The sequence below is a fragment of the Arthrobacter sp. BE255 genome, from assembly GCF_031457335.1.
GTDB lineage: Bacteria > Actinomycetota > Actinomycetes > Actinomycetales > Micrococcaceae > Arthrobacter.
The window spans coordinates 131,956-152,171 of sequence record NZ_JAVDWK010000011.1 but is presented as its reverse complement, the minus strand read 5'-3'; the positions used below and the strand labels follow the sequence as shown (position 1 = coordinate 152,171).

13 protein-coding genes and 2 tRNA genes are annotated in these 20,216 nt (G+C 67.2%); 12 read left to right on the top strand and 3 right to left on the bottom strand.

Annotation, left to right across the window (positions count from 1 at the left end):
- Window positions 1-199: 199 nt before the first annotated feature.
- Window positions 200-2,128, bottom strand: a complete 1,929-nt coding sequence (locus J2X42_RS17840; RefSeq protein WP_310167172.1) for an FAD/NAD(P)-binding protein — start codon at window positions 2,126-2,128, stop codon at window positions 200-202.
- 75 nt (window positions 2,129-2,203) lie between these two features.
- Between J2X42_RS17840 and J2X42_RS17835 the strand changes: the two genes are divergently transcribed.
- From J2X42_RS17835 to J2X42_RS17825, 3 genes are all read left to right on the top strand, one after another.
- A complete protein-coding gene (locus J2X42_RS17835) occupies window positions 2,204-4,450 on the top strand; it encodes a prolyl oligopeptidase family serine peptidase (RefSeq protein WP_310167171.1) in 2,247 nt (748 codons plus the stop codon).
- Window positions 4,451-4,543: 93 nt separating this feature from the next.
- Window positions 4,544-4,631: transfer RNA gene (locus J2X42_RS17830), tRNA-Ser, on the top strand.
- Between the two features lie 175 nt (window positions 4,632-4,806).
- Complete coding sequence (locus tag J2X42_RS17825) at window positions 4,807-6,288, top strand: MFS transporter (protein ID WP_310167170.1); 1,482 nt, start codon at window positions 4,807-4,809, stop codon at window positions 6,286-6,288.
- On the opposite strand, the gene J2X42_RS17820 is transcribed toward J2X42_RS17825, so the two are convergent.
- Window positions 6,212-8,410, bottom strand: a complete 2,199-nt coding sequence (locus tag J2X42_RS17820) for a RecQ family ATP-dependent DNA helicase (protein ID WP_310167169.1) — start codon at window positions 8,408-8,410, stop codon at window positions 6,212-6,214. The genes J2X42_RS17825 and J2X42_RS17820 overlap by 77 nt on opposite strands.
- Window positions 8,411-8,573: 163 nt before the next feature.
- Here J2X42_RS17820 and J2X42_RS17815 point away from each other — a divergent pair, with 163 nt between their 5' ends.
- The 4 genes from J2X42_RS17815 to J2X42_RS17800 all read left to right on the top strand — a co-directional run bounded on the left by J2X42_RS17815 (window position 8,574) and on the right by J2X42_RS17800 (window position 12,267).
- Window positions 8,574-9,992: a phosphomannomutase/phosphoglucomutase gene (locus J2X42_RS17815; protein ID WP_310167168.1), complete on the top strand. Its 1,419-nt coding sequence runs from the start codon at window positions 8,574-8,576 to the stop codon at window positions 9,990-9,992.
- A gap of 7 nt (window positions 9,993-9,999) precedes the next feature.
- Window positions 10,000-10,491, top strand: a complete 492-nt coding sequence (locus tag J2X42_RS17810) for a hypothetical protein (protein WP_310167167.1) — start codon at window positions 10,000-10,002, stop codon at window positions 10,489-10,491.
- A 29-nt stretch (window positions 10,492-10,520) separates the two neighbouring features.
- Window positions 10,521-10,970: an Rrf2 family transcriptional regulator gene (locus J2X42_RS17805; RefSeq protein ID WP_310167166.1), complete on the top strand. Its 450-nt coding sequence runs from the start codon at window positions 10,521-10,523 to the stop codon at window positions 10,968-10,970.
- Between the two features lie 136 nt (window positions 10,971-11,106).
- Window positions 11,107-12,267: a globin domain-containing protein gene (locus J2X42_RS17800; protein WP_310167165.1), complete on the top strand. Its 1,161-nt coding sequence runs from the start codon at window positions 11,107-11,109 to the stop codon at window positions 12,265-12,267.
- Between the two features lie 138 nt (window positions 12,268-12,405).
- Here the strand turns inward: J2X42_RS17800 and J2X42_RS17795 are convergent, their stop codons facing one another.
- A complete protein-coding gene (locus J2X42_RS17795; RefSeq protein ID WP_310167164.1) occupies window positions 12,406-14,232 on the bottom strand; it encodes a phosphoenolpyruvate carboxykinase (GTP) in 1,827 nt (608 codons plus the stop codon).
- Window positions 14,233-14,510: 278 nt separating this feature from the next.
- On the opposite strand from J2X42_RS17795, the gene J2X42_RS17790 reads away from it, so the two are divergent.
- The 5 genes from J2X42_RS17790 (at window position 14,511) to J2X42_RS17770 (ending at window position 19,647) form a co-directional block, all read left to right on the top strand.
- Window positions 14,511-14,584, top strand: a tRNA-Arg gene (locus J2X42_RS17790).
- 68 nt (window positions 14,585-14,652) lie between these two features.
- Window positions 14,653-16,107 carry an NAD(P)/FAD-dependent oxidoreductase gene (locus J2X42_RS17785; protein ID WP_310167163.1) on the top strand — a complete coding sequence of 485 codons (1,455 nt, stop codon included), beginning with the start codon at window positions 14,653-14,655 and terminating at the stop codon, window positions 16,105-16,107.
- Between the two features lie 77 nt (window positions 16,108-16,184).
- The gene (locus J2X42_RS17780; RefSeq protein WP_310167162.1) at window positions 16,185-16,934 is read left to right on the top strand and encodes an ABC transporter ATP-binding protein; all 750 of its coding nucleotides are present in this window, start codon (window positions 16,185-16,187) and stop codon (window positions 16,932-16,934) included.
- Window positions 16,931-18,967 carry a YhgE/Pip domain-containing protein gene (locus tag J2X42_RS17775; RefSeq protein ID WP_310167161.1) on the top strand — a complete coding sequence of 679 codons (2,037 nt, stop codon included), beginning with the start codon at window positions 16,931-16,933 and terminating at the stop codon, window positions 18,965-18,967. The genes J2X42_RS17780 and J2X42_RS17775 overlap by 4 nt, the downstream gene beginning before the upstream one ends.
- A complete protein-coding gene (locus J2X42_RS17770) occupies window positions 18,964-19,647 on the top strand; it encodes a TetR/AcrR family transcriptional regulator (protein WP_310167160.1) in 684 nt (227 codons plus the stop codon). Before J2X42_RS17775 ends, J2X42_RS17770 begins: the two co-directional genes overlap by 4 nt.
- Window positions 19,648-20,216: the final 569 nt, after the last annotated feature.

Below are 20,216 nucleotides of genomic sequence, written 5' to 3'. Positions count from 1 at the left end.
CTTCGGCGGGCGATATCGGCGTCACTGAGGCACGGGGCGTCAAGCGGGATGACTCACCGCCCCGCAACGCGCCGGTGAGGCTTGCGAATATTTCTGCGCAGGATGTGCGGTTGTTACGTGGCGGCCGGTTGGCGTCCCACGGTGAGAGAGCGTTCCGGAAAATCCTGCAGGAAGTGAGAGAGCGTCCGGGGGTGGAGGGTCAGCGGCGCAAAATGGCCTGCGCGATTTCGTCTGCATCGCGGAGGGTCCGCTGCCCGCTGGGGTAGGTGGGGCCGCCCGGCTGGACTGCCTCGGCGGCGATGGCCGTGCCCCATTGGGCTGCCGAGAGCTGCAGGCCCAGGACATAGAGCCCGTCGGTGACTGACCCGTTGGCTGCCACGGGCCGGTAGGGGTGCGGGCTGACGTCCAGGCCAGTGGCCTGCACGGGCGCACCCTCTGCCGTCATCATGAGCCTCGGCCGCACCAGCCCGTCCGCCAGGAGCTGTGTCATAAGCGGGGAATCGTTCGCCGAAACCCGGTTGGCGGGCGCGAGCGCCTCCACCATCGTCGTTGCCGCAGCCGGCGGACCCTTCACCCACGGCGAGGCCGCCGTGAACATCCCGGTCCGGCGGTCCAGCCCGAACTTGGGGTCCGGACCCACAAAGCTGACCACGCCCGCGCGGGCCAGGGCGGCCAGTTGTTCGGCACGCAGCGCCGGCGGCCCACTGGCCAGGCCCTCAACGAAGGACTCGAACCAGCCACGAAGCCCGGCCACCCACGATTCGTCGGTGATGCCGCCGTCGGCCACGGCGGTCTTGAGGACTGCACGGCCGTGGTGGAGCGCGCCGATGGCCATCTTCAAGGGGTCGTCCTCACCCAGGGCGGAGCGGCGGGCGTCATCCATCAGGTACTCAACGACGGCGGCGTCCAGTTCGGTGCGGGAGGCGAAGGTCCGGCCCGCCAGCGGTGCGGCGAGGCCACGGAGGTCCAGCCGGTGGCGCGGCGCGACATGGATGGCGAGGACGCTGGCCATGGCGTCCTCCCAGTTGGCCGCGCTGTGGCTGTGCGGGTGCAGCGCGTGGTCGAGGGAGTCCAGGAACGCAGCCGGCTCCGCAACGGCGCCGGACTGTGAGCGCACCAGCGTGGAGTAGTAGGCCCAGAGCGTGTCCCGGTGGAGCAGCGGCCAGAGGTCGTGGTCGAAGCCGGGGCGGATCCCGGCGGCGCTGAACCGCTGCAGCGCTGCTCCGGTCAGGTACCGCAGCCGGACGGACCGCGGGTAGTACCCGTTCAGGGCAGCCTTGGTGCGGTAGGGGGTGCCGCGGCGGGATGCGGCAATGATCAGGGGTTCCTGGCCGGAAGGCCGGTAGTCCAGCCGGTGGCCGGCGTCAATGAACTTGCCGCCGCGTCCCTCGGTGAGCTGGCCCATGGCGTCAAAGAAGTTCAGGCCCATGCCCCGGACCAGGACGGGCTCACCGGCCGGGATCTCGTCCCAGTCCACATCCGCGGGAACTGCCGGCGGAAGATAGCGCAGGCCCATCCGTGCGGCGGATGACTGAAGCTCCCGCTGTTCAGGATTAAGCCGGGAGGGGATGTGCCCCAGTGCCAGCACCACCGAATCAGCCTGCAGCGACCCGCCTCCTGCCAGGCCGACGTCGAATGTTCCGTCCCCGGACGGAACCACCGACTCCGCGGACGCTTCGTGGAACCGGACGGTCACGCCGTCGGGCAGCCGCTTCAGCAGATCCTCAAGGGTGCAGCGCAGGTAGCGGCCGTAAATGGCGCGGCTGGGAAAGTCGCCGGGGCCCAGCGTGGCCAGCTCGGACCGTTCGTCTTCTGTCAGCGATGGCACCGGGGTGCGCAGCTGCCGCGCGCGCCAGCCGTTGAAGGTGGTCCCGGCGACCGGAGGGGCCAGGGCCGGGTCCTCCGGGATGAGGGTGGGGTAGAACGACTGGGTGTTCATCAGGTACAGCCGCGACTGGCCCGGCTGCCACACATGGCCGGACCCGGCGGGGTAGGGGTCGATCACGTCAATCTGGAGGGCCGCGGCACCGGGACGGGCTGCGGCATGTGCCAGGAGGCGCTCCAGGACGCTGGTACCTCGAGGGCCGGCGCCGATGATGGCGGTCCGGATTAGCTGCGATGTACCCACGGCATCCAGAGTATCGGCTCGTGACTTACCCGCTTGACTTGCTAGCTGCGCACACATGTTGTTTGGATGGGGCGCATGACCACCACTGAAGCTGACTCAGCGCCCGGTTCCACTCCCCCAGCCGTTTCCCCCGAACCCACCGACGAGAACATCTGGCTCGAGGAGATCTACGGCGAGGAACAGCTGGCCTGGGTCCGCGAGCAGAACGCCCGCACGGAGGACCTGCTGGAGGACGCCGACTACGCCGCCCTGGAAGGCAGCATCCTCGAGGTGCTGGACTCCACGGACAGGATCGCCATGGTGGGCAAACGCGGCGACTGGTACTACAACTTCTGGAAGGACCAGGCGAACCCCAAGGGCCTGTGGCGCCGCACCACGTGGGAGAGCTACCGCACTGATGCCCCGGAGTGGGATGTGCTGCTGGACGTGGACGCCCTTGCGGCCGACGAGGGAGTCGAGTGGGTGTTCCACGGAGCCACGTTCCTCCGGCCCGCGGTCGGCGAACCGCACCGCCACGCGCTGCTGGCCCTCTCCCCTGACGGCGGCGACGCGAACCGCTACCGCGAGTACGACGTCGAGGCGCGCGGCTTCGTCGCGCCGGCTGACGGCGGGTTCGACCTGCCGACGGCGAAGGGCAACGTCTCCTGGCTGGACCGCGATACGCTCCTGGTCGCCTCCACCGCCGAGGGGCTGCCGCGGACGGCCTCCTCCTATGCACGCACGGCCGTGACGCTGCGCCGCGGTGAGCAGCTCGCCACCGCGCCCCTCCTGTTCGAAGTGCCCGAGAACCACATGCTGGCCGTGGTGGCGCACGATTCCACCCCCGGCTTTGAACGCACGTTTGCCGTGGACTACATCGATTTCTTCAACCAGCGCACGTCCGTCCTGGAAGGCGGATCCTGGGTGGAGATCGACGTTCCCACCGACGTGAACATCAGCGCGCACCGCGAGTGGCTGCTGTTCCGTCCCCGCCAGGACTGGACGGTGGAGGGAACGGTTTATCCGGGCGGCGCCTTGCTGGCTGCACGGTTTGAAGACTATCTGGCCGGATCCCGGGAGCTGTCGGTGCTGTTCACCCCCGACGCCCACACGTCGCTGCAGTCCTGGAGCTGGACCCGGAATTTCCTGCTGCTGAACCTCTTGCGTGACGTCTCGTCGGAGATCCGCGTGCTCGATCCGTCGGCGCCGTCGGCAGACGGCGGGTCCGGCGCGTGGGCTTCAACGCCGCTGGATGCCTGCCCGCCGCTGCACGACGTGAACGCGTACGCGGTGGACGACGAGGACGACGGCCCGTCCGACGGCGGCGCCGGCGACGACTTCTGGCTGGTCGCCACCGGATTCACCACGCCCAGCACGCTGATGCGCGGGACGCTCGAACGGAGTTCCGGCGACGCCGGGACGGCAGGCGTGGTGAGCAGCCACACGGCGGTCAAGGCGTCGCCGTCGTTCTTTAATGACTCCCAGTACGAGGTGCAGCAGCACTTCGCCGTGTCCGCGGACGGCACGCGGGTCCCGTACTTCCAGGTTGCGTCCCGCGACCTGGTGCTCGACGGACAGAACCCCACCCAGCTCTCCGGTTACGGCGGGTTCGAAGTGTCCCGCACCCCCGCATACAGCGGCACCGTGGGCCGGGCCTGGCTGGAGCGCCGGACAGGTGGATCAAACGGCGCAGCGTCCGGCGGTCCCGCGGAAGCTTCGCACTCCCGGGGTGGCGTGTACGTGGTGGCGAACATCCGCGGCGGCGGGGAATACGGCCCCGGCTGGCACCGGGCCGCCCTGCAGGAGAACCGGCACCGCTCCTACGAGGATTTCGCTGCCGTGGCGCGGGACCTGATCTCGCGCGGCGTGACGTCGCGTGAACGCCTCGGCTGCGTGGGCGGCTCCAACGGTGGCCTGCTGGTGGGCAACATGCTCACCAGCTACCCGGAGCTTTTCGGCGCGGTCTCGTGCGGCGTTCCGCTGCTGGACATGCGGCGCTACACCAGGCTCTCCGCCGGACACTCGTGGATCGCCGAGTACGGCGACCCGGACGTGCCCGAACAGTGGGACTACATCAAGACATTTTCGCCCTACCACCTGCTCAAGGACGGGGTGGAATACCCGGAAACGTTTATCTGGACGGCCACGTCCGATGACAGGGTGGGCCCGGTGCAGGCCCGGAAGATGGCCGCCAGGATGGAGGCCATGGGCATTCCGAATGTCTGGTTCCACGAAGCGCTCGAAGGCGGCCACGCCGGAGCATCAGACAACCGGCAGGCTGCCGCGCTGCAGGCGCGGAGCCAGCATTTCCTGTGGCGTACCCTCGCCGGCGACGCTTCGTAGCCGCGCCGCCGGGGGCCTGGGCGGGGCCGCGGAAAGCCGTTTTGCGCTGCATGCCCCGTTCTGCGTATCCTTGGTGGGCTAGGAATAGCAATTGGAGACGTGCCAGAGCGGCCGAATGGGCTTCACTGCTAATGAAGTGTGGGGCACAACTCCACCGGGGGTTCAAATCCCCCCGTCTCCGCGTTTGGCCCCGGTCCCTGGACCGGGGCCTTTTGCGTTCCGCGACCCAACTACGTCGCATTTGGTGTCGTTATTCGCGGTTTTCACGACGTTAACTGCCAGCTGCTTGGGTCGATGCGTATCCGAGGTGCGGACACACCGGGCTTGGAAGCTGCCTGCGGTGGCAGGATTAACCAATGGCACAAAGCAACCAGGTGAACGTGGATCCGGGCAGCGGGCAGGCATGGAACCCGCGCCTGGCGTTGCTGGTGGCTGCCACGTTCTTTATGGAGTTCCTCGACGGCACGGTCCTGACCACAGCCATTCCCAGCATCGCGGCGGACTTCCGGGTGCCTGCGGCCGATGTAAACATCACCATGACGGCGTACCTCATGACGGTGGCCATGGGCATCCCGTTCAGCGGCTGGCTCGCGGAGCGGGTTGGGGCAAGGCGCGTTTTCTGCCTGGCCATTGCCGTGTTCACTGCTGCTTCGCTGGCCTGCGCGCTGAGCACGGACCTCACCATGCTGACGCTGGCGCGGATCCTGCAAGGTGCGGGCGGGGCCATGATGGTTCCGGTCGGCACACTGGTAGTGCTGCGCGGAACACCGAAATCCGAGCTGTTGCGTGCCACGGCTTTCCTGGTCTGGCCGGGGCTGCTTGCCCCCGTGCTGGCGCCCTTGGTCGGCGGCGCACTGACCACATATCTCTCCTGGCACTGGATCTTCCTGATCAACCTGCCGCTGGGCCTTGCTGCGTTCATTGCAGCGTTGCGGCTGGTTCCGTCCGGGGCAGGTGACCGGCAACGCAGGCTGGACTGGCTGGGCCTGTTCCTGACCACTGCGGGCGTGGGTGCACTGGTGGTTGGCCTGGAAGTTTCCACAGCCCACCCCGACGGACCCTGGGGTGCCGTGTCCGCGGCCGCCGGCGTTGGCTTCCTGGCCGGTGCGGCAGCGTGGATGCTGCGCGCAAGGAATCCCCTGTTTGACCTCAGCGTCTTTGCCACGCGTACGTTCCGGGCCATGGCCACCGGCGGGTTCGTGTACCGTCTGACCATCAGCTCCGTCCCGTTCCTGCTGCCCCTGATGTTCCAGGCCGGCTTCGGCTGGACGCCGTTGCACGCCGGCATCATGGTGGCGGCCGTTTTCATTGGCAACATCGGCATCAAGCCGGCGACAACGCCCTTGATCAGGCGCTTCGGTTTCAAGTCGATGCTGGTCTTCGCCTCCATTGCCTCCGCGCTGACCTTCGCGCTGTGCGCACTGCTGACCCCCGACACCCCGCAGGCAATCACGTTCGCCCTGCTGGTGTGCAGCGGGGCGTTCCGCTCGTTAGGCTTCTCCGCCTACGCCTCGGTGCAGTACGCGGACATCGTCCCGGCGCAGCTCACGTCGGCCAATGCCGTGTCAGCCACGCTGGTCCAGCTGGCCACCGGTGCCGGGATCGCCGTGGGGGCGCTGCTGATCCGGATCTTCGACGGCCTGGCCGTCTTTCCCCAGGACCCGGCCGGACCGTTCCGCGGGGCCTTCCTGGCCATGGCCGTCCTCATGCTGTTCAGCACCGCCGACAGCCTCTCACTGCACCGGCATGCCGGTGCAGAGGTCAGCCGGCCTGGCCAAGCACCAGCGGAAGCACAGCCCCCGCACCGGCCTGCCGGAGGGCCCGCCCGGCAACGGTGACGGTCCAGCGGCTGTCCACGAGGTCGTCGATAAGCAGGATGCTCTGCCCCTGCAGGGACGCCAGCGACGCCTCAAGCTCCGGTCCGACGACCAGCCGGTCCCAAACCCCGGCCAGCCGGTAGGCGCTGTTGCCGCCGCGGCCCCCGGTGGGGCCGCCGTGGCCCAGATCGAGCTGTCCCAGATAGGGTATGCGGCCGATCTCCGAAATCCCCCTGGCAAGGGACTGCACCAGCTCCGGCCTGCTTCGTGACGGGATGCTCACGATGGCCGCGGGACGGCCCGCTCCGCTCCATGCCGGGTTGCGTCCGTCAGCGCTGGCCCATTCGCGCAGCACCTGGACACAGGCCTGGAGCATGCCGGGGTCGATTGCCCGGTCCGACGCGCCGGCGGCAAACAGCTCACGCAGCGCCCCGCCCCAGCCGAGGTCGGTGAGCCGGGCGAGGATTCGGCCGTCCGCGAGCCCTTCAGCCGGCTTGATCTTGCCTTTGACCGGGACGCCCAGGCGGTCCATTCCGCTGGGCCACTGCAGCCTGGCTTCAAGGACCCCGCCTGCCCTGCTGAGGGTCTGGCCGGCAGCCTCGGTGGCTTCCGCCGCGATGTCCGCCCGGAACCACTGGCCGGCGCAGTTGTCACAGCGGCCGCAGGCATGCGCCGTTTCGTCATCGAGGACCGAGGTGATGTACTCCATCCGGCATCCGGCGGTGTCCTGGTAGATCACCATGGAATCCTGCTCGTCCACCCGGGCCTCCGCGATGCGCTGGTAGCGCTCGGCGTCGTAGATCCACGGCTGGCCGGTGGACCGCCAGCCCCCGCCCACCCGCTCCACGGCACCGTCCACCGCGAGTACTTTGAGCAGCAGTTCCAGGGGGGTGCGGCGGAGATCGACCCTGGCTTCCAGCGCCACGGTTGAGACCGCAGCACCGGCGTCGGCCAGGGCGGTGAGGACGCCGTTGGCCTTTTCTTCCGAAGGCATGGAGGCGGTAGCAAAGTACTGCCAGATGTCGCGGTCCTCGGAGCCCGGCAGCAGGAGCACGTCAGCGTTGGCCGCACCTCGCCCGGCACGGCCCACCTGCTGGTAGTAGGCCACCGGTGACGACGGTGCGCCGAGGTGCACCACAAAGCCCAGGTCAGGTTTGTCGAAGCCCATCCCCAGGGCCGAGGTGGCCACCAGGGCCTTGACCTCGTTGTCCTTGAGAAGCTGTTCGGCGCGTTCACGGTCCGCAGGGTCGGTGCGGCCGGTATAGGCCAGGACTTTGTGCCCTGCCTCGGCCAGAAGCCGTGCGGTGTCCTCCGCGGCGGACACCGTCAGCGTGTAGATGATGCCGCTGCCGGGCAGGTCTCCCAGGTGCGTCAGGAGCCAGCCCAGCCGCTGCCGGGAGTCGGGCAGCGCCAGCACACCCAGACGCAGGGAGTCCCGGCCCAGTGCTCCGCGGATGGTCAGGACTCCGGCGCCGAGCTGCTCCTCGATATCGTGGACCACCCGCGAGTTGGCAGTGGCCGTGGTGGCGAGCACCGGCACGGTCTCCGGCAGCTGGGTGATCAGGTCCGCGATCCGGCGGTAATCAGGGCGGAAATCGTGGCCCCAGTCGGAGATGCAGTGGGCCTCGTCGATGACCAGGAGGCCCGTCCGCCGGATGAGTTCCGGCAGCTGGTTCTCCCGGAACGAGGGGTTGGTAAGCCGCTCGGGCGATACCAGCAGCACGTCCACTTCATCCGCCGCGAGCTGTTCACGCACCGTGTCCCACTCGAGCTGGTTGGCTGAGTTGATGGCCACGGCCCGGACGCCGGCGCGCGCCGCGGCAGCCACCTGGTCCCGCATGAGGGCAAGCAGCGGCGAAACGATCAGCGTGGGCCCGGCGCCGCGCCGCCGCAGCAGCAGGGACGCCACAAAGTAGACAGCCGACTTCCCCCAACCGGTGCGCTGGACCACCAGGGCCCGCCGCCCGCCGTCGACCAGCGCCTCGATCGCTTCATACTGACCGTCGTGGAAATCCGCTGCCGGGTGCCCCACCAGTTCGCGGAGAACTTCCAGGGCCTGGGGGTGCGTGTCTGACGCGGACTGCGGCCGGGGAGCGGAGGGGACTGCATCGGCAAGAACTGTGGCGTGCTGGTTATCGACCATTGATTCAGTATCCCAGCCACCACTGACAGCCAGGAAGCCGGCAGCTCCCTATGTGGACAATCCCACGTGGGCCGCCGCGGACGCCTCCCCCACGGCCGTCACACAGGCCAGTGTCCGGCTTCCCCTCCACAGGCATCCCGCACGCCAACGTAAGATAAAACCCGTGACTAGCGAACAGACAAAGACTTTTGACCTCTCGGCATCCTTCAAGGCTTACGACGTCCGGGGCATCGTAGGTGACTCCATCACGGCCGAAATCGTCGAAGCCGTGGGAGCGGCGTTCGTTGATGTCCTGCAGCTTGAGGGCCAGACGGTCCTGGTTGGTGGCGACATGCGCCCCTCCTCACCCGAATTCAGCAAGGCGTTCGCCGACGGTGCGGCGACCCGCGGAGCCAACGTCCAGCTCCTGGACCTGATTTCCACCGACGAACTCTACTTCGCCTGCGGTTCGCTCAACGCGGCGGGCGCCACTTTCACCGCAAGCCACAACCCCGCCGAGTACAACGGCATCAAGATGTCCAAGCCGGGTGCGCAGCCCATCTCGTCCGAATCCGGGCTCAAAGAGATCCAGGCGCTTGCCGAGCAGTACTTGAACGCCGGTTCCATCCCGCCTGCCCCCACCCGTGGCCTGATCGGCGTCCATGATGTCCTCAAGGACTACGCCGAGTACCTTCGCCAGCTGGTTGACCTGTCCGGTTCCCGTCCGCTGAAGGTCGTGGTGGACGCCGGCAACGGCATGGCCGGCCTCACCACCCCGGCAGTCCTGGGCGACACGCTCCTGCCGAAGCTTCCGTTTGAGATCATCCCGCTGTACTTCGAGCTGGACGGATCCTTCCCCAACCACCCGGCCAACCCGCTGGAGCCGGAAAACCTCCGCGACCTGCAGGCTGCCGTGATCAAGCACGGTGCGGACATCGGGCTGGCGTTCGACGGCGACGCCGACCGCTGCTTCGTGATCGACGAAAAGGGCGAGCCCGTCTCGCCGTCGGCCATCACCGGCATGGTGGCGCGCCGCGAGATCGCCCGTGCCCAGGCACAGGGTGAGTCCACCCCAACGATCATCCACAACCTGCTGACCTCCCGTGCGGTGCCGGAACTGGTGGAGCACGACGGCGGACGCGCCGTCCGCACCCGTGTGGGCCACTCATTCATCAAGGCAGTCATGGCAGAGGAAGGCGCCGTGTTTGGCGGCGAACACTCCGCCCACTTCTACTTCCGCGATTTCTGGAACGCTGACACCGGGATGCTCGCCGCCATGCACGTCCTGGCCGCCCTCGGCGAGCAGGCCGGCCCGCTCTCCGAGCTGGGCCGGGAATACGAGCCCTACGTGTCCTCCGGGGAGATCAACTCGGAAATCGAGGACAAAGCCGGCGCCGTTGAGCGCGTTCGCGTGGACTTCAGCGCCGAGGACGTCACGATCGATTCCCTGGACGGCAGCACGTTCACGGCAAATGACGGCAGCTACTGGTTCAACCTCCGTCCTTCCAACACCGAGCCGTTCCTTCGCCTGAACGCTGAAGCAACCGACCAGGCGACGATGGAACGCGTGCGCGACCGCGTTCTGTCCCTTGTCCGGGGCTAGGGCAGCAGTGGCTGACGACTCCCAGGCTCCCAGCGGCGATACGGCGGGTTCGTGGCGGGACTCCGTCCCTGAGGCCACGGCCACCGACCTGGAGAACCTGCTGGGTACCGGGGTGGGTGCGGCGCAGGAGCAGCTCCAGCGCAACGGCGGCTTCCTGCCGTTCGCCCTGGTGGTGGAGAACGACGGCGAGGTCCGGCTGGTGGCAGTGACTCCGGCGGACATCGAGGATGACTCGGACGCCGACTTCGATGCCGACGCCATGATCAGCGACCTCACGGATGCGCTCCGGCAGAACCGTGCCGAATTCCGGGCCACTGCGATTGTGTGCGACATCCTCCTGGTGGAGGAGGAGTCGGACGCCATCCACGTCGCCACAGAACACCGGGACGGATCAGTTTTCGCCGCAGTCCTTCCCTACTCGGCCAACACCTCGACATCCGAATGGGAATTCGGCCAGCTCGCAGCTGACACCAACGAACCCTCCATCTGGGTGGACTAGACCGGCGCGGCCATGAAGATCAAGCAGCCATGAAGATCAATGCATTTGCAGATGTCAGCCTGCGGGCCGTCATGGTGCTGGCCGCCGCACCGGACGGCATCCTCCTCACCACGCAGAACATCGCCGACGCCGTGGGCACGCCCTACAACCACGTCAGCAAGGCGATGGCGAAGCTGCGCGGCCTGGGCCTGATCGACGTGGAGCGTGGCCGGGCCGGAGGATCAAGGCTGAGCGCTGCCGGCCGCCAGGCGACGGTGGGCCAGATCCTGCGCCAGCTGGACACGCGGTCAGATGCGGCCGAGTGCGTGGCGCCCGGCGGCCCTTGCCCGCTGATCAACGAATGCAAGCTCCGGGCCGCATTGGCCCGCGCCCGCGAGGCGTTCTACCGCGAACTCGATTCCGTGGTGGTGGCGGAACTTCCGGGTTCCGCCCAGATGGCTCCCGTTTTCCAACTGATCGGCCTGCGCCCTGGGCTATGATCGGGGCCTTGGGCACCGTCCGATTTGATTCCAAGTTCTACAAGGTGTAGAACTTGAGGCATGAATACTTGTATTTCACATATGAGTATTTGCCCGGCCGGACGAAGGCCCCGGTCCCCCTATCTCAGGAGTGCACATGCTCTCGGACAAATCCCGCCCCGTCATTGAGGCCACGCTGCCGCTGGTCGGTTCGCGGATCGGCGCCATCACTCCCAAGTTCTATGCACGGCTTTTTGCCGCCCACCCGGAACTGTTGGACGGCCTGTTCAGCCGCTCCAACCAGCGCTCGGGCGACCAGCAGCAGGCACTGGCCGGAAGCATCGCCGCTTTCGCCACGCACCTGGTCAACAACCTGGGGACCCTCCCCGAAACCGTACTTTCCCGCATCGCCCACCGGCACGCGTCGCTCGGCATCACCGAACCCCAGTACCAGGTGGTCTACGAGCACCTCTTCGCGGCCATCGCCGAAGACCTGGCCGAGGTCATCACCCCCGAAATCGCGGAAGCCTGGACCGAGGTGTACTGGCTGATGGCCGACGCGCTGATCAAGCTCGAGAAGGGCCTCTACGCAGCCCAGGCCAACGGCAAAATGTGGACTCCGTGGAAGGTGGCTGCCAAAACAGCCGCCGGCACCGGTTCCATCACCTTTACCCTGGAACCCGCGGACGACACCCCGGTCACGCCGGCCCTGCCCGGCCAGTACGTCAGCGTCAAGGTCCAGCTCCCCGACGGAGTCCGCCAGGTCCGGCAGTACTCACTGTCCGGCGACACAGGCACCAGCCGGTCCTTCACCACCAAGCTCGACGACGGCGGCGAAGTCTCCCCCGTCCTGCACCGCACGGTGGAGGTCGGCGACGTCCTGGAGATCTCCAACCCGTACGGCGAGATCACGCTCAAGGACGGCGACGGCCCGGTGGTCCTCGCTTCGGCGGGCATCGGCTGCACGCCCACGGCGTCCATCCTCCGCTCACTCGCAGAGTCGGGCTCAGCCCGCCAGGTGCTCGTCCTGCATGCCGAAAGCACCATGGATAGCTGGGCCCTGCGCGGCCAGATGACGGACGACGTCGAACGCCTCGAAGGTGCCGACCTCCAGCTGTGGCTTGAACAACCCGAGCCGGGAAGCCGGGAGGGCTTTATGTCGCTGCGTGAACTGGACCTGCCGGCCAACGCGTCCCTGTACCTCTGCGGGCCGCTGCCGTTCATGAAGCACATCCGCAACGAAGCCATCAATGCCGGGATCCCCGCCACGAAGATCCACTACGAGGTCTTCGGCCCGGACATCTGGCTGGCCAGCTAAACATACTTCGACTGCTCCGTAACCGCCCTTTTGACGGCTCAAAAGGGCCGGTGCGGAGCACTCGATGGAATAACGACGGCGGCCCCGCACCTTTTCCGCAAAAGGTACGGGGCCGCCGTCGTATGTCAGCAGCCGGAGCTAGCTGAGGCGGGACTTCAGGCCGGCCAGCTCAGCCTGCAGTGCGTCAGGCAGGGAGCCGCCGAAGTTGGCGAACCAGTCCTCGATGGAAGCGAGTTCGGTCTCCCATTCGGCCGGGTCCACGCGGACAGCTTCTTCAATCTGTGCCGGGGTCATGTCCAGGCCCTTGAGGTCGATGGAGTCGCCGGTGGGTACGAAGCCGATGGGCGTTTCGACGGCGTCAGCCTTGCCTTCGAGGCGTTCAATGGCCCACTTCAGGACACGGGCGTTGTCGCCGAAGCCAGGCCAGGCAAAACCGCCCTGGGCGTTGCGGCGGAACCAGTTGACCAGGAAGATCTTGGGCAGCCGCTCCGGGTTGGCCTTGGCGGACAGGTTGACCCAGTGGTTCAGGTAGTCGCCTGCGTCGTAGCCGATGAACGGCAGCATGGCCATGGGGTCGCGGCGGACCACGCCCACCGCTCCGGCTGCCGCCGCAGTGGTTTCGGAGGACAGCGTGGAACCCATGAAAATACCGTTGGACCAGCTGCGCGCCTCGGTGACCAGCGGGATGGTGGTCTTGCGGCGGCCGCCGAACAGGATCGCGGAAAGCTCCACACCGTTCGGGCTGTGGTATTCCTCGGCCAGCATGTCGATCTGGTCGATCGGCGTGCAGAAGCGTGAGTTCGGGTGAGCCGCAGGCTTGTCCGAATCAGGGGTCCAGGAGTTGCCCTGCCAGTCGGTGAGGTGTGCAGGCACTTCCTCGGTCATGCCCTCCCACCACACGCCGCCGTCGTCGGTCAGCGCGACGTTGGTGAAGATGCTGTTGCCCTTGGCAATAGCCCGCATGGCGTTGGGGTTGGTGCCCCAGCCGGTGCCGGGGGCGACGCCGAAGAGACCGGCTTCAGGGTTAACGGCGCGGAGCTCGCCTTCCTTGCCGAAGCGCATCCAGGTGATGTCGTCACCCAGGGTCTCCACCTTCCAGCCTTCGATGGTGGGATCGAGCAGCGCGAGGTTGGTCTTGCCGCAGGCGGACGGGAAGGCAGCCGAGACGTAGTAGGTCTTCTGCTCGGGGGAGGTCAGCTTCAGGATGAGCATGTGCTCGGCCAGCCAGCCTTCGTCGCGTGCCATCACGGAGGCGATGCGGAGGGCGTAGCACTTCTTGCCCAGCAGCGCGTTTCCGCCGTAGCCGGAGCCGAAGGACCAGATGGAGCGCTCTTCCGGGAAGTGCACGATCCACTTGTCCGGGTTGCAGGGCCACGGCACGTCAGCGTCGCCGGCTTCGAGCGGCGCACCCAGGGAATGCAGGGCCGGCACGAAGAAAGCGTTGGTCTCGGTGATGCGGTTCAAAACGTCGGTGCCGATGCGGGCCATGATGCGCATCGAGGCAACTACATAGGCGCTGTCGGTGATCTCGACGCCGAACTTGGGGTCCTCGGCGTCCAGGTGGCCCATCACAAACGGGATGACGTACATGGTGCGGCCGCGCATGGAGCCGGCGAACAGTCCGCGCAGCTTTTCCTTCATTTCAGAAGGAGCCATCCAGTTGTTGGTGAAGCCGGCGTCGTGCTCGTTTTCAGAGCAGATGAACGTCTGCTCTTCCACACGGGCAACGTCCGCGGGATCGGAGAACGCAGCGAAAGAGTTGGGGAAGGTCTCCTGGTTCAGCCGGGTCAGTGTGCCCGCTGCCACGAGTTCGTCGGTAAGACGCGTGTTTTCCTCTTCGGATCCGTCAACCCAGTGGATCCGGTCCGGCTGCGTTAGCTCAGCAACCTCTTCGACCCATGCCAGCAGTGCAGCATGCGTGGTGGGTGCTTTCTCAAGCAGCGGCTGTTGTGCCAGATCGCCCATTGCGGTTCCCTTCCTCGGGTTCATCGGTGTGAGCTAAATGCTATGGGCCGGGAGGACTATGGTTTTTGGGCCCGGACTGCTCGATGCTGAGCGTTTGGAGTGGAAACCGCGTAAATTCAACAAAAAGGTCCGCAAAACAGTGCAATTAAGTGACGAAGCTCACCTAGACCGGTCTAGTCGCGCAGATTACACACGTTTCGATTTGGCACTACGGCCCACCCTCGCGTAAAGTAATTCGAGGTTCGGGGAGAGCAGAGATGTTCTTCAAGAAACAAGATGCGCCCATAGCTCAGCTGGATAGAGCGTCTGTCTACGGAACAGAAGGTCAGGGGTTCGAATCCCTTTGGGCGCACAAATGAAGAGGTCCGCACCGGTTCGCCGGTGCGGACCTCTTGCGTTAACCGCGCGTAGGCTGGTGCCATGACGCCCGGGCCCTTTGAACGCGAATTCGATGTCATCGTGATCGGCGCAGGCGCCGCCGGCGAAAACGTGGCGGACCGGGTGGTCCAAGGCGGGCTGACGGCGGTCCTCGTTGAGGCGGAGCTGGTGGGCGGCGAATGTTCCTACTGGGCCTGCATACCGTCCAAGGCATTGCTCCGGCCCGGCACCGCCCTCCATGGGGCACAGACGGTGCCAGGCGCAGGGGAAGCCGTCACGCGCACCCTCGATGCTGCCGCGGTCCTCAAGCGGCGCGACTATTTCACGGCGAACTGGCAGGACGACGGCCAGGTGAAATGGGTGGAGGACACCGGGATCGAACTCATCCGCGGCCACGCCTGGATCACCGCCCCGCGCGCCGTGGAAGTAGCCGGACTCGACGGCAACACCTACACCCTGGCGGCGCGGCACGCCGTCGTCCTGGCCACCGGCTCCACACCCAACATGCCTCCAATCGAGGGGCTGGCCGACCAACAGGTGTGGGGCACGCGCGAAGCCACGTCGGCCAAGGAGGTGCCCGAACGCCTCGCGGTCATAGGTGGCGGGGTCGCGGGCGTTGAGCTGGCACAGGCCTTCGCCAGGCTCGGCTCGGAGGTCACCCTCCTGGCCCGGAGCCGGCTGCTGGGCAACTTCCCCGAGGAAGCCGCCCAGCTCGTGCTGGCCGGCCTGCGCGCGGACGGCGTGGAGGTCCGCCTCCACACCTCCACGGAGCGCGTCAGCGAAAACGGGGACGGCACCTTCACGCTGACACTCGGCGACGGCGGTTCCGTCGTCGCCGAGAAGGTCCTGGTATCCACCGGCCGCCACCCGGCGCTCGAAGGCCTCGGACTGGAAAGCGTCGGCCTCGGCGCCCTGGACGGCAACCCGCTGGCGCTGACCGCCGACTCCACCGGACTGGTGAACGGCATGCCCGACGGCGACCCGTGGCTCTACGCCGTAGGCGACGCCGCCGGACACAACCTCCTCACCCACCAGGGCAAGTACGAAGCGCGCGCCACCGGCGATGCCATCGCCGCCCGCGCCAAGGGTGAGCTGAGCGGCGAGCCTGCACCGTGGAGCCGCTATGCGCAGACTGCCAACCAGCACGCCGTACCCAACGTGGTGTTCACGGATCCGGAACTGGCTTCAGTGGGCCGGACCCTGGATCAGGCCGCGAAGGACGGCTACAACGCCACCTCGGTGGAACTGCCCATCACCGTGTCCGGGTCCTCCCTGCATTCCGAGCACTATGAAGGATGGGCGCAACTGGTGGTGGACGAGGACCGGGACGTGCTCCTGGGAGCCACATTCGCGGGCCCCGATGTAGCCGAGCTGCTCCATGCCGCCACCATCGCGGTGGTGGGCGAGGTGCCGCTGGACCGCTTGTGGCACGCAGTCCCAGCCTTCCCCACCATCAGCGAGGTCTGGTTGCGGCTGCTGGAGCGCTACGGCCGCTGAGCACCCGGGCTTTATTTGAACTGACCAGTCAGTTCGGTTAGACTGGCGGCAGACCATTTCCCTGCGAAAGGCCATCTTTGCTCTCCGTACAGCACCTCCATGCAAAAGGACGGCGGGACGATCTGCTCCCGCCCACCTCACTGCAGGCCGGCAGGGGTGAGTTGCTCCTGGTCTCAGCTGACCGCCAGGACCATCGGACAGCGCTGGCCCTGACGCTCAGCGGCCGGATGAAGCCCACGGAGGGAAGCATCAGCTGGGACGGAGACGCCGGGATCAAGCGCCGCCGGCTGGCCAGCGCCCTGGTTGACTCCCCCGGCGTTAATGAACCCGAGCAGCACCTGAGCGTCCGCGACCTTGTCACCGAGGATCTGGCGCTGATCCCGCGCCGCTACCGGGGCGCCCTGCTCAGCACGCCGTGGCTCAAGGTCAACAGCTTCGAGGACATTGCGGACCTGTGGACGGAACAGCTGGCGCCGGACAAGCGCATCGAACTGCTCACTGCCCTGGCCCTCGCCAACCCGCACACCGATCTCCTGGTGCTCGATTCCCCGGACCGGCACACCGCGGACACCTCCGAATGGCTGCCCCGCCTTGAGCAGTTGGCGTCCGACGGCGGCCGGCCGCTCGCCGTCGTCGCCACCGTGGCTGCCATCCCGGCCGGGTGGACAGGACCCGCGGCAGCTGTCGGCAACGCTGCAGTTATCACCGGAGCCGACGGCGGCGACGCCGACCTGCGGAATGCCGGGGACGAGATCCAGGCGGACGACGTCGGGCCTGAGGAAGCGGATGACAGAGACCTCCTACGCGAAACAGAGGATGCCAAGTGACTGTGCTGCGGCTTGCCCGCTCCGAACTCAAGCGGATGACCGGCGGGCTCCTGCCCAAGCTGACCATCCTGGCCCTGGTCATGGTGCCGCTGCTTTACGGTGCCGTCTACCTTTACGCCAACTGGGATCCGTACGGCAACCTGGACCGGATCGACGCCGCACTGGTGGTGGAGGACGCCGGTGCCACGTCCAGTGACGGGTCCGTGCTGCAGGCCGGGACCAAGGTGGGAGACAGCCTGGTGGAGGGCAACGTCTTCAACTGGCAGACCGTTCCCAGCGCAGAGGAAGCCGACCAGGGTGTCAGCGACGGAAAGTACGCCTTCGCCCTGAAAATCCCCAAGGATTTCTCCGCGAACCTGGTGTCTCCCGGCAGCTTTGACTCGGCCAGCCAGGCCATGCTGAATGTCACCACCAACGACGCCAACAACTACCTGCTGAGCACCATCGTGGACAAACTGACCACCTCGGTCCACACCACGGTGGCCAAGGAAGTGGGCGAGGAAACCGCCAACCAGCTCCTGACAGGCTTCGGCACCATCCATTCGCAAATGCTCAAGGCAGCTGATGGCGCCGGTCAGCTGGCCGACGGCGTCGCCACTCTTCGCGACGGGACCGTCACCCTCCACGCGGGCACCACGGAGCTGAGCAACGGGGCCGGCGAGCTGTACGCGGGGCAGGTGAAACTGCGCGACGGCGCCAACCAGCTCACCGACGGTGCAGGCCAGCTGAGCAGCGGCCTGTCGCTGCTGAAGGACAAAACCGCCACCCTGCCCACCGATTCGCAAACCCTGGCGAACGGCGCCGCCCAGGTGGCCGCCGGAAACGCCCAGCTGAACACCAGGGTCCAGGACATGGTGGACCAACTCGACGCTGCCGACCAGGGACTCCGGACCAGGGTGGTCGAATCCAACAACCGCCTGATCGCCTCGGGGGTGCTGACCCAGGAGCAGGCTGACAGCATCCTGGCCGACTTCGACGCCGTGGCAGCCTCCAGCCCGGTGGCCGCGGCAAAGACCAGGATCCAGACCGACGCCGCCCAGATCCAGCAGCTGGCCGCGGGCTCCGAAGCCGTGAGTGTGGGCGCTGCCCAGCTCGCCGCGGGCACCCCTGCCCTGAGGGACGCCGTGGCACAGGCATCCGCGGGTGCCGACCAGCTCCACACCGGGGCGGCCACGCTCGCCACAGGCCAGCAGGCGGCACTTGACGGTGCAGGCCGGCTCTCCGAAGGCGCGCAAACGCTCGACGCCGGTGCGGGGCAGCTCGAGGCAGGAGCCGTCACCGCGGCGGATGGCTCCCGGACCCTGGCTGGCGAAATCTCGAAGGGCGCGGGCCAGGTGCCCAATCCCGACGACCAGCAGAAGAGCAGCCTCTCCGAGGTCATTGCCGATCCCGTGGCGGTGACCAACGTGTCACAGGCCAAGGCCGACTCCTATGGGGCTGGACTGGCGCCCTTCTTCCTGACGCTGGCCCTGTGGATCGGCATCTTTATGCTCATCCAGGCCATGCGCCCCATCACCCAGCGTGCCCTGGCCTCAAACGCCCCGGCGTGGAAGATCGCCGTCGGAGGCTGGCTGCCGTTCTTCGCCGTTTCCGTGGTTCAGGCAACGCTGCTGACCCTGGTGGTGAATCTGGGGCTGGGACTGAACCCTGCGCACCCCGTGCTGATGTGGCTGTTCATGCTCGCCGCGGCAATGGCCTTCAGCGCGATTATCCAGGGCGTGGTCGCCCTGCTGGGATCCCCCGGGAAACTTGTGGTACTGATCCTGCTGGTGCTGCAGCTCGTCTCCTCCGGCGGCACCTTCCCGTGGCAGACCACGCCGCAGCCGCTCCACGTGGTGCATGAGGTCCTGCCCATGGGCTACGTGGTGACCGGCATGCGGCACCTGATCTACGGCGCGGACCTGTCCATGATCGTGCCCACTGTCCTTGGCCTGCTGGGCTACACCTTGCTGGGCGCCGTGATGTCCACGCTGGCGGTCCGGAAGCGCAAATACTGGACGCTCAAAACGCTGAAGCCCGAGATCGCGGTATGAACCAGTCCTTGGATGTTCCTGCGCACGGTCCGGCCCCGCACGGTCCTGCCGAAAAGAAGCTCCGGCCGGCGCGGACCAACGCCACGCGGCAGAAGCTCTTTGACGCCTCCATGGAGCTGATCGGCGAGCGCGGTGCCGCCGGGGTCACCGTCGATGAGATCGCCGCCGCGGCCGGCGTCTCCAAGGGCACGGTGTACTACAACTTCGGGAGCAAGTCCGACCTGATCGCGCAGCTGCTGCGCCACGGCGTGGACATCCTGAAGGCACGCCTGATGAGCGCCGGGGGGGCCGCGGACGCCACATCCGGTACCGCGGGGCACGCGCCCACTGATCCGCTCATGGCGATGGAACAGATGATCGGCCAGGCCATGGACTTCATGGCCGAATACCCGTCCTTCGCCCGGCTGTGGGTCAGCGAAAACTGGCGCACGCCCAGCGAGTGGCGCGACACGTTCGCCGTGCTCAGGGCCGAACTGCTGGCAGTGATCGGCGGTGCCATCGAGTCGGTTGCTGCCGTCTACCCGGTGGACCGGTCCATCTCCCGGGGCAGCCTCGAGACAGCCATCTTTGGTGCGTGCTTCGTGGTGGGGCTTGACCGGCAGACCTACAACCCCGAACGCACCCGTGACCAAAGCGTTGCAGCAATCATGGCAATCATGCGCGGCTACGTGGTCAAGTAGCGCCGGCCTCGGGGATGATTGATCCCATGCGCCACATGGGTAACAGCGGGAAGTTTGCCGTGATAGCGGCCGTCGCCGCACTGGGCATGCTCGTGCTGACCGCCATCACCCTGGAAGAGGCCGTCCTGGTCACTTTCCTGGGGCTCCTTGCCCTGGCCTACGTCTCGGCGGTCGCAGAGGTCCTCGTCCGGGGGCGCCGCCTGGCCCTGCTGGCCACCGGGGCGGGAACCAGCCTCACGATCGCCTTCTCCCTGGCTTTCCTCAGCACCTGGGAGCTGGCCTTTGCCAACCAGTCCTCGTTCCTGGGGACGCCGCTCCCCACCGGGGATCCGGACAACTACTTCTACTGGGCCGCGGCGTCCGCCGTGTCCACGCTGCTGATCCTGTTCCTGGGAGCGGTATGGCCTTCGGGCAGGCGCCTGGGCGGCGCACGGCGCAGGCCCTCACCGGCCAAGCGCCGGCCCGCTTCCGCTGCCCGCCGGCCGGCCGCCAGGGGCGCAGCTCCCCGGGGCACGGCTGCCGGTCGCACGGCTGCCGGGGGAACCGCTGCTGGGGGCACCGCCCAGCAA

What these genes read in the sequence shown, in the direction of transcription:
- J2X42_RS17835 (WP_310167171.1), top strand. Translation starts at nt 2,204, where the DNA reads ATGACCACCACTGAAGCTGACTCAGCGCCCGGTTCCACTCCCCCAGCC.
- J2X42_RS17825 (WP_310167170.1), top strand. Translation starts at nt 4,807, where the DNA reads ATGGCACAAAGCAACCAGGTGAACGTGGATCCGGGCAGCGGGCAGGCA.
- J2X42_RS17820 (WP_310167169.1), bottom strand. Translation starts at nt 8,410, where the DNA reads ATGGTCGATAACCAGCACGCCACAGTTCTTGCCGATGCAGTCCCCTCC.
- J2X42_RS17805 (WP_310167166.1), top strand. Translation starts at nt 10,521, where the DNA reads ATGAAGATCAATGCATTTGCAGATGTCAGCCTGCGGGCCGTCATGGTG.
- J2X42_RS17800 (WP_310167165.1), top strand. Translation starts at nt 11,107, where the DNA reads ATGCTCTCGGACAAATCCCGCCCCGTCATTGAGGCCACGCTGCCGCTG.
- J2X42_RS17795 (WP_310167164.1), bottom strand. Translation starts at nt 14,232, where the DNA reads ATGGGCGATCTGGCACAACAGCCGCTGCTTGAGAAAGCACCCACCACG.
- J2X42_RS17785 (WP_310167163.1), top strand. Translation starts at nt 14,653, where the DNA reads ATGACGCCCGGGCCCTTTGAACGCGAATTCGATGTCATCGTGATCGGC.
- J2X42_RS17770 (WP_310167160.1), top strand. Translation starts at nt 18,964, where the DNA reads ATGAACCAGTCCTTGGATGTTCCTGCGCACGGTCCGGCCCCGCACGGT.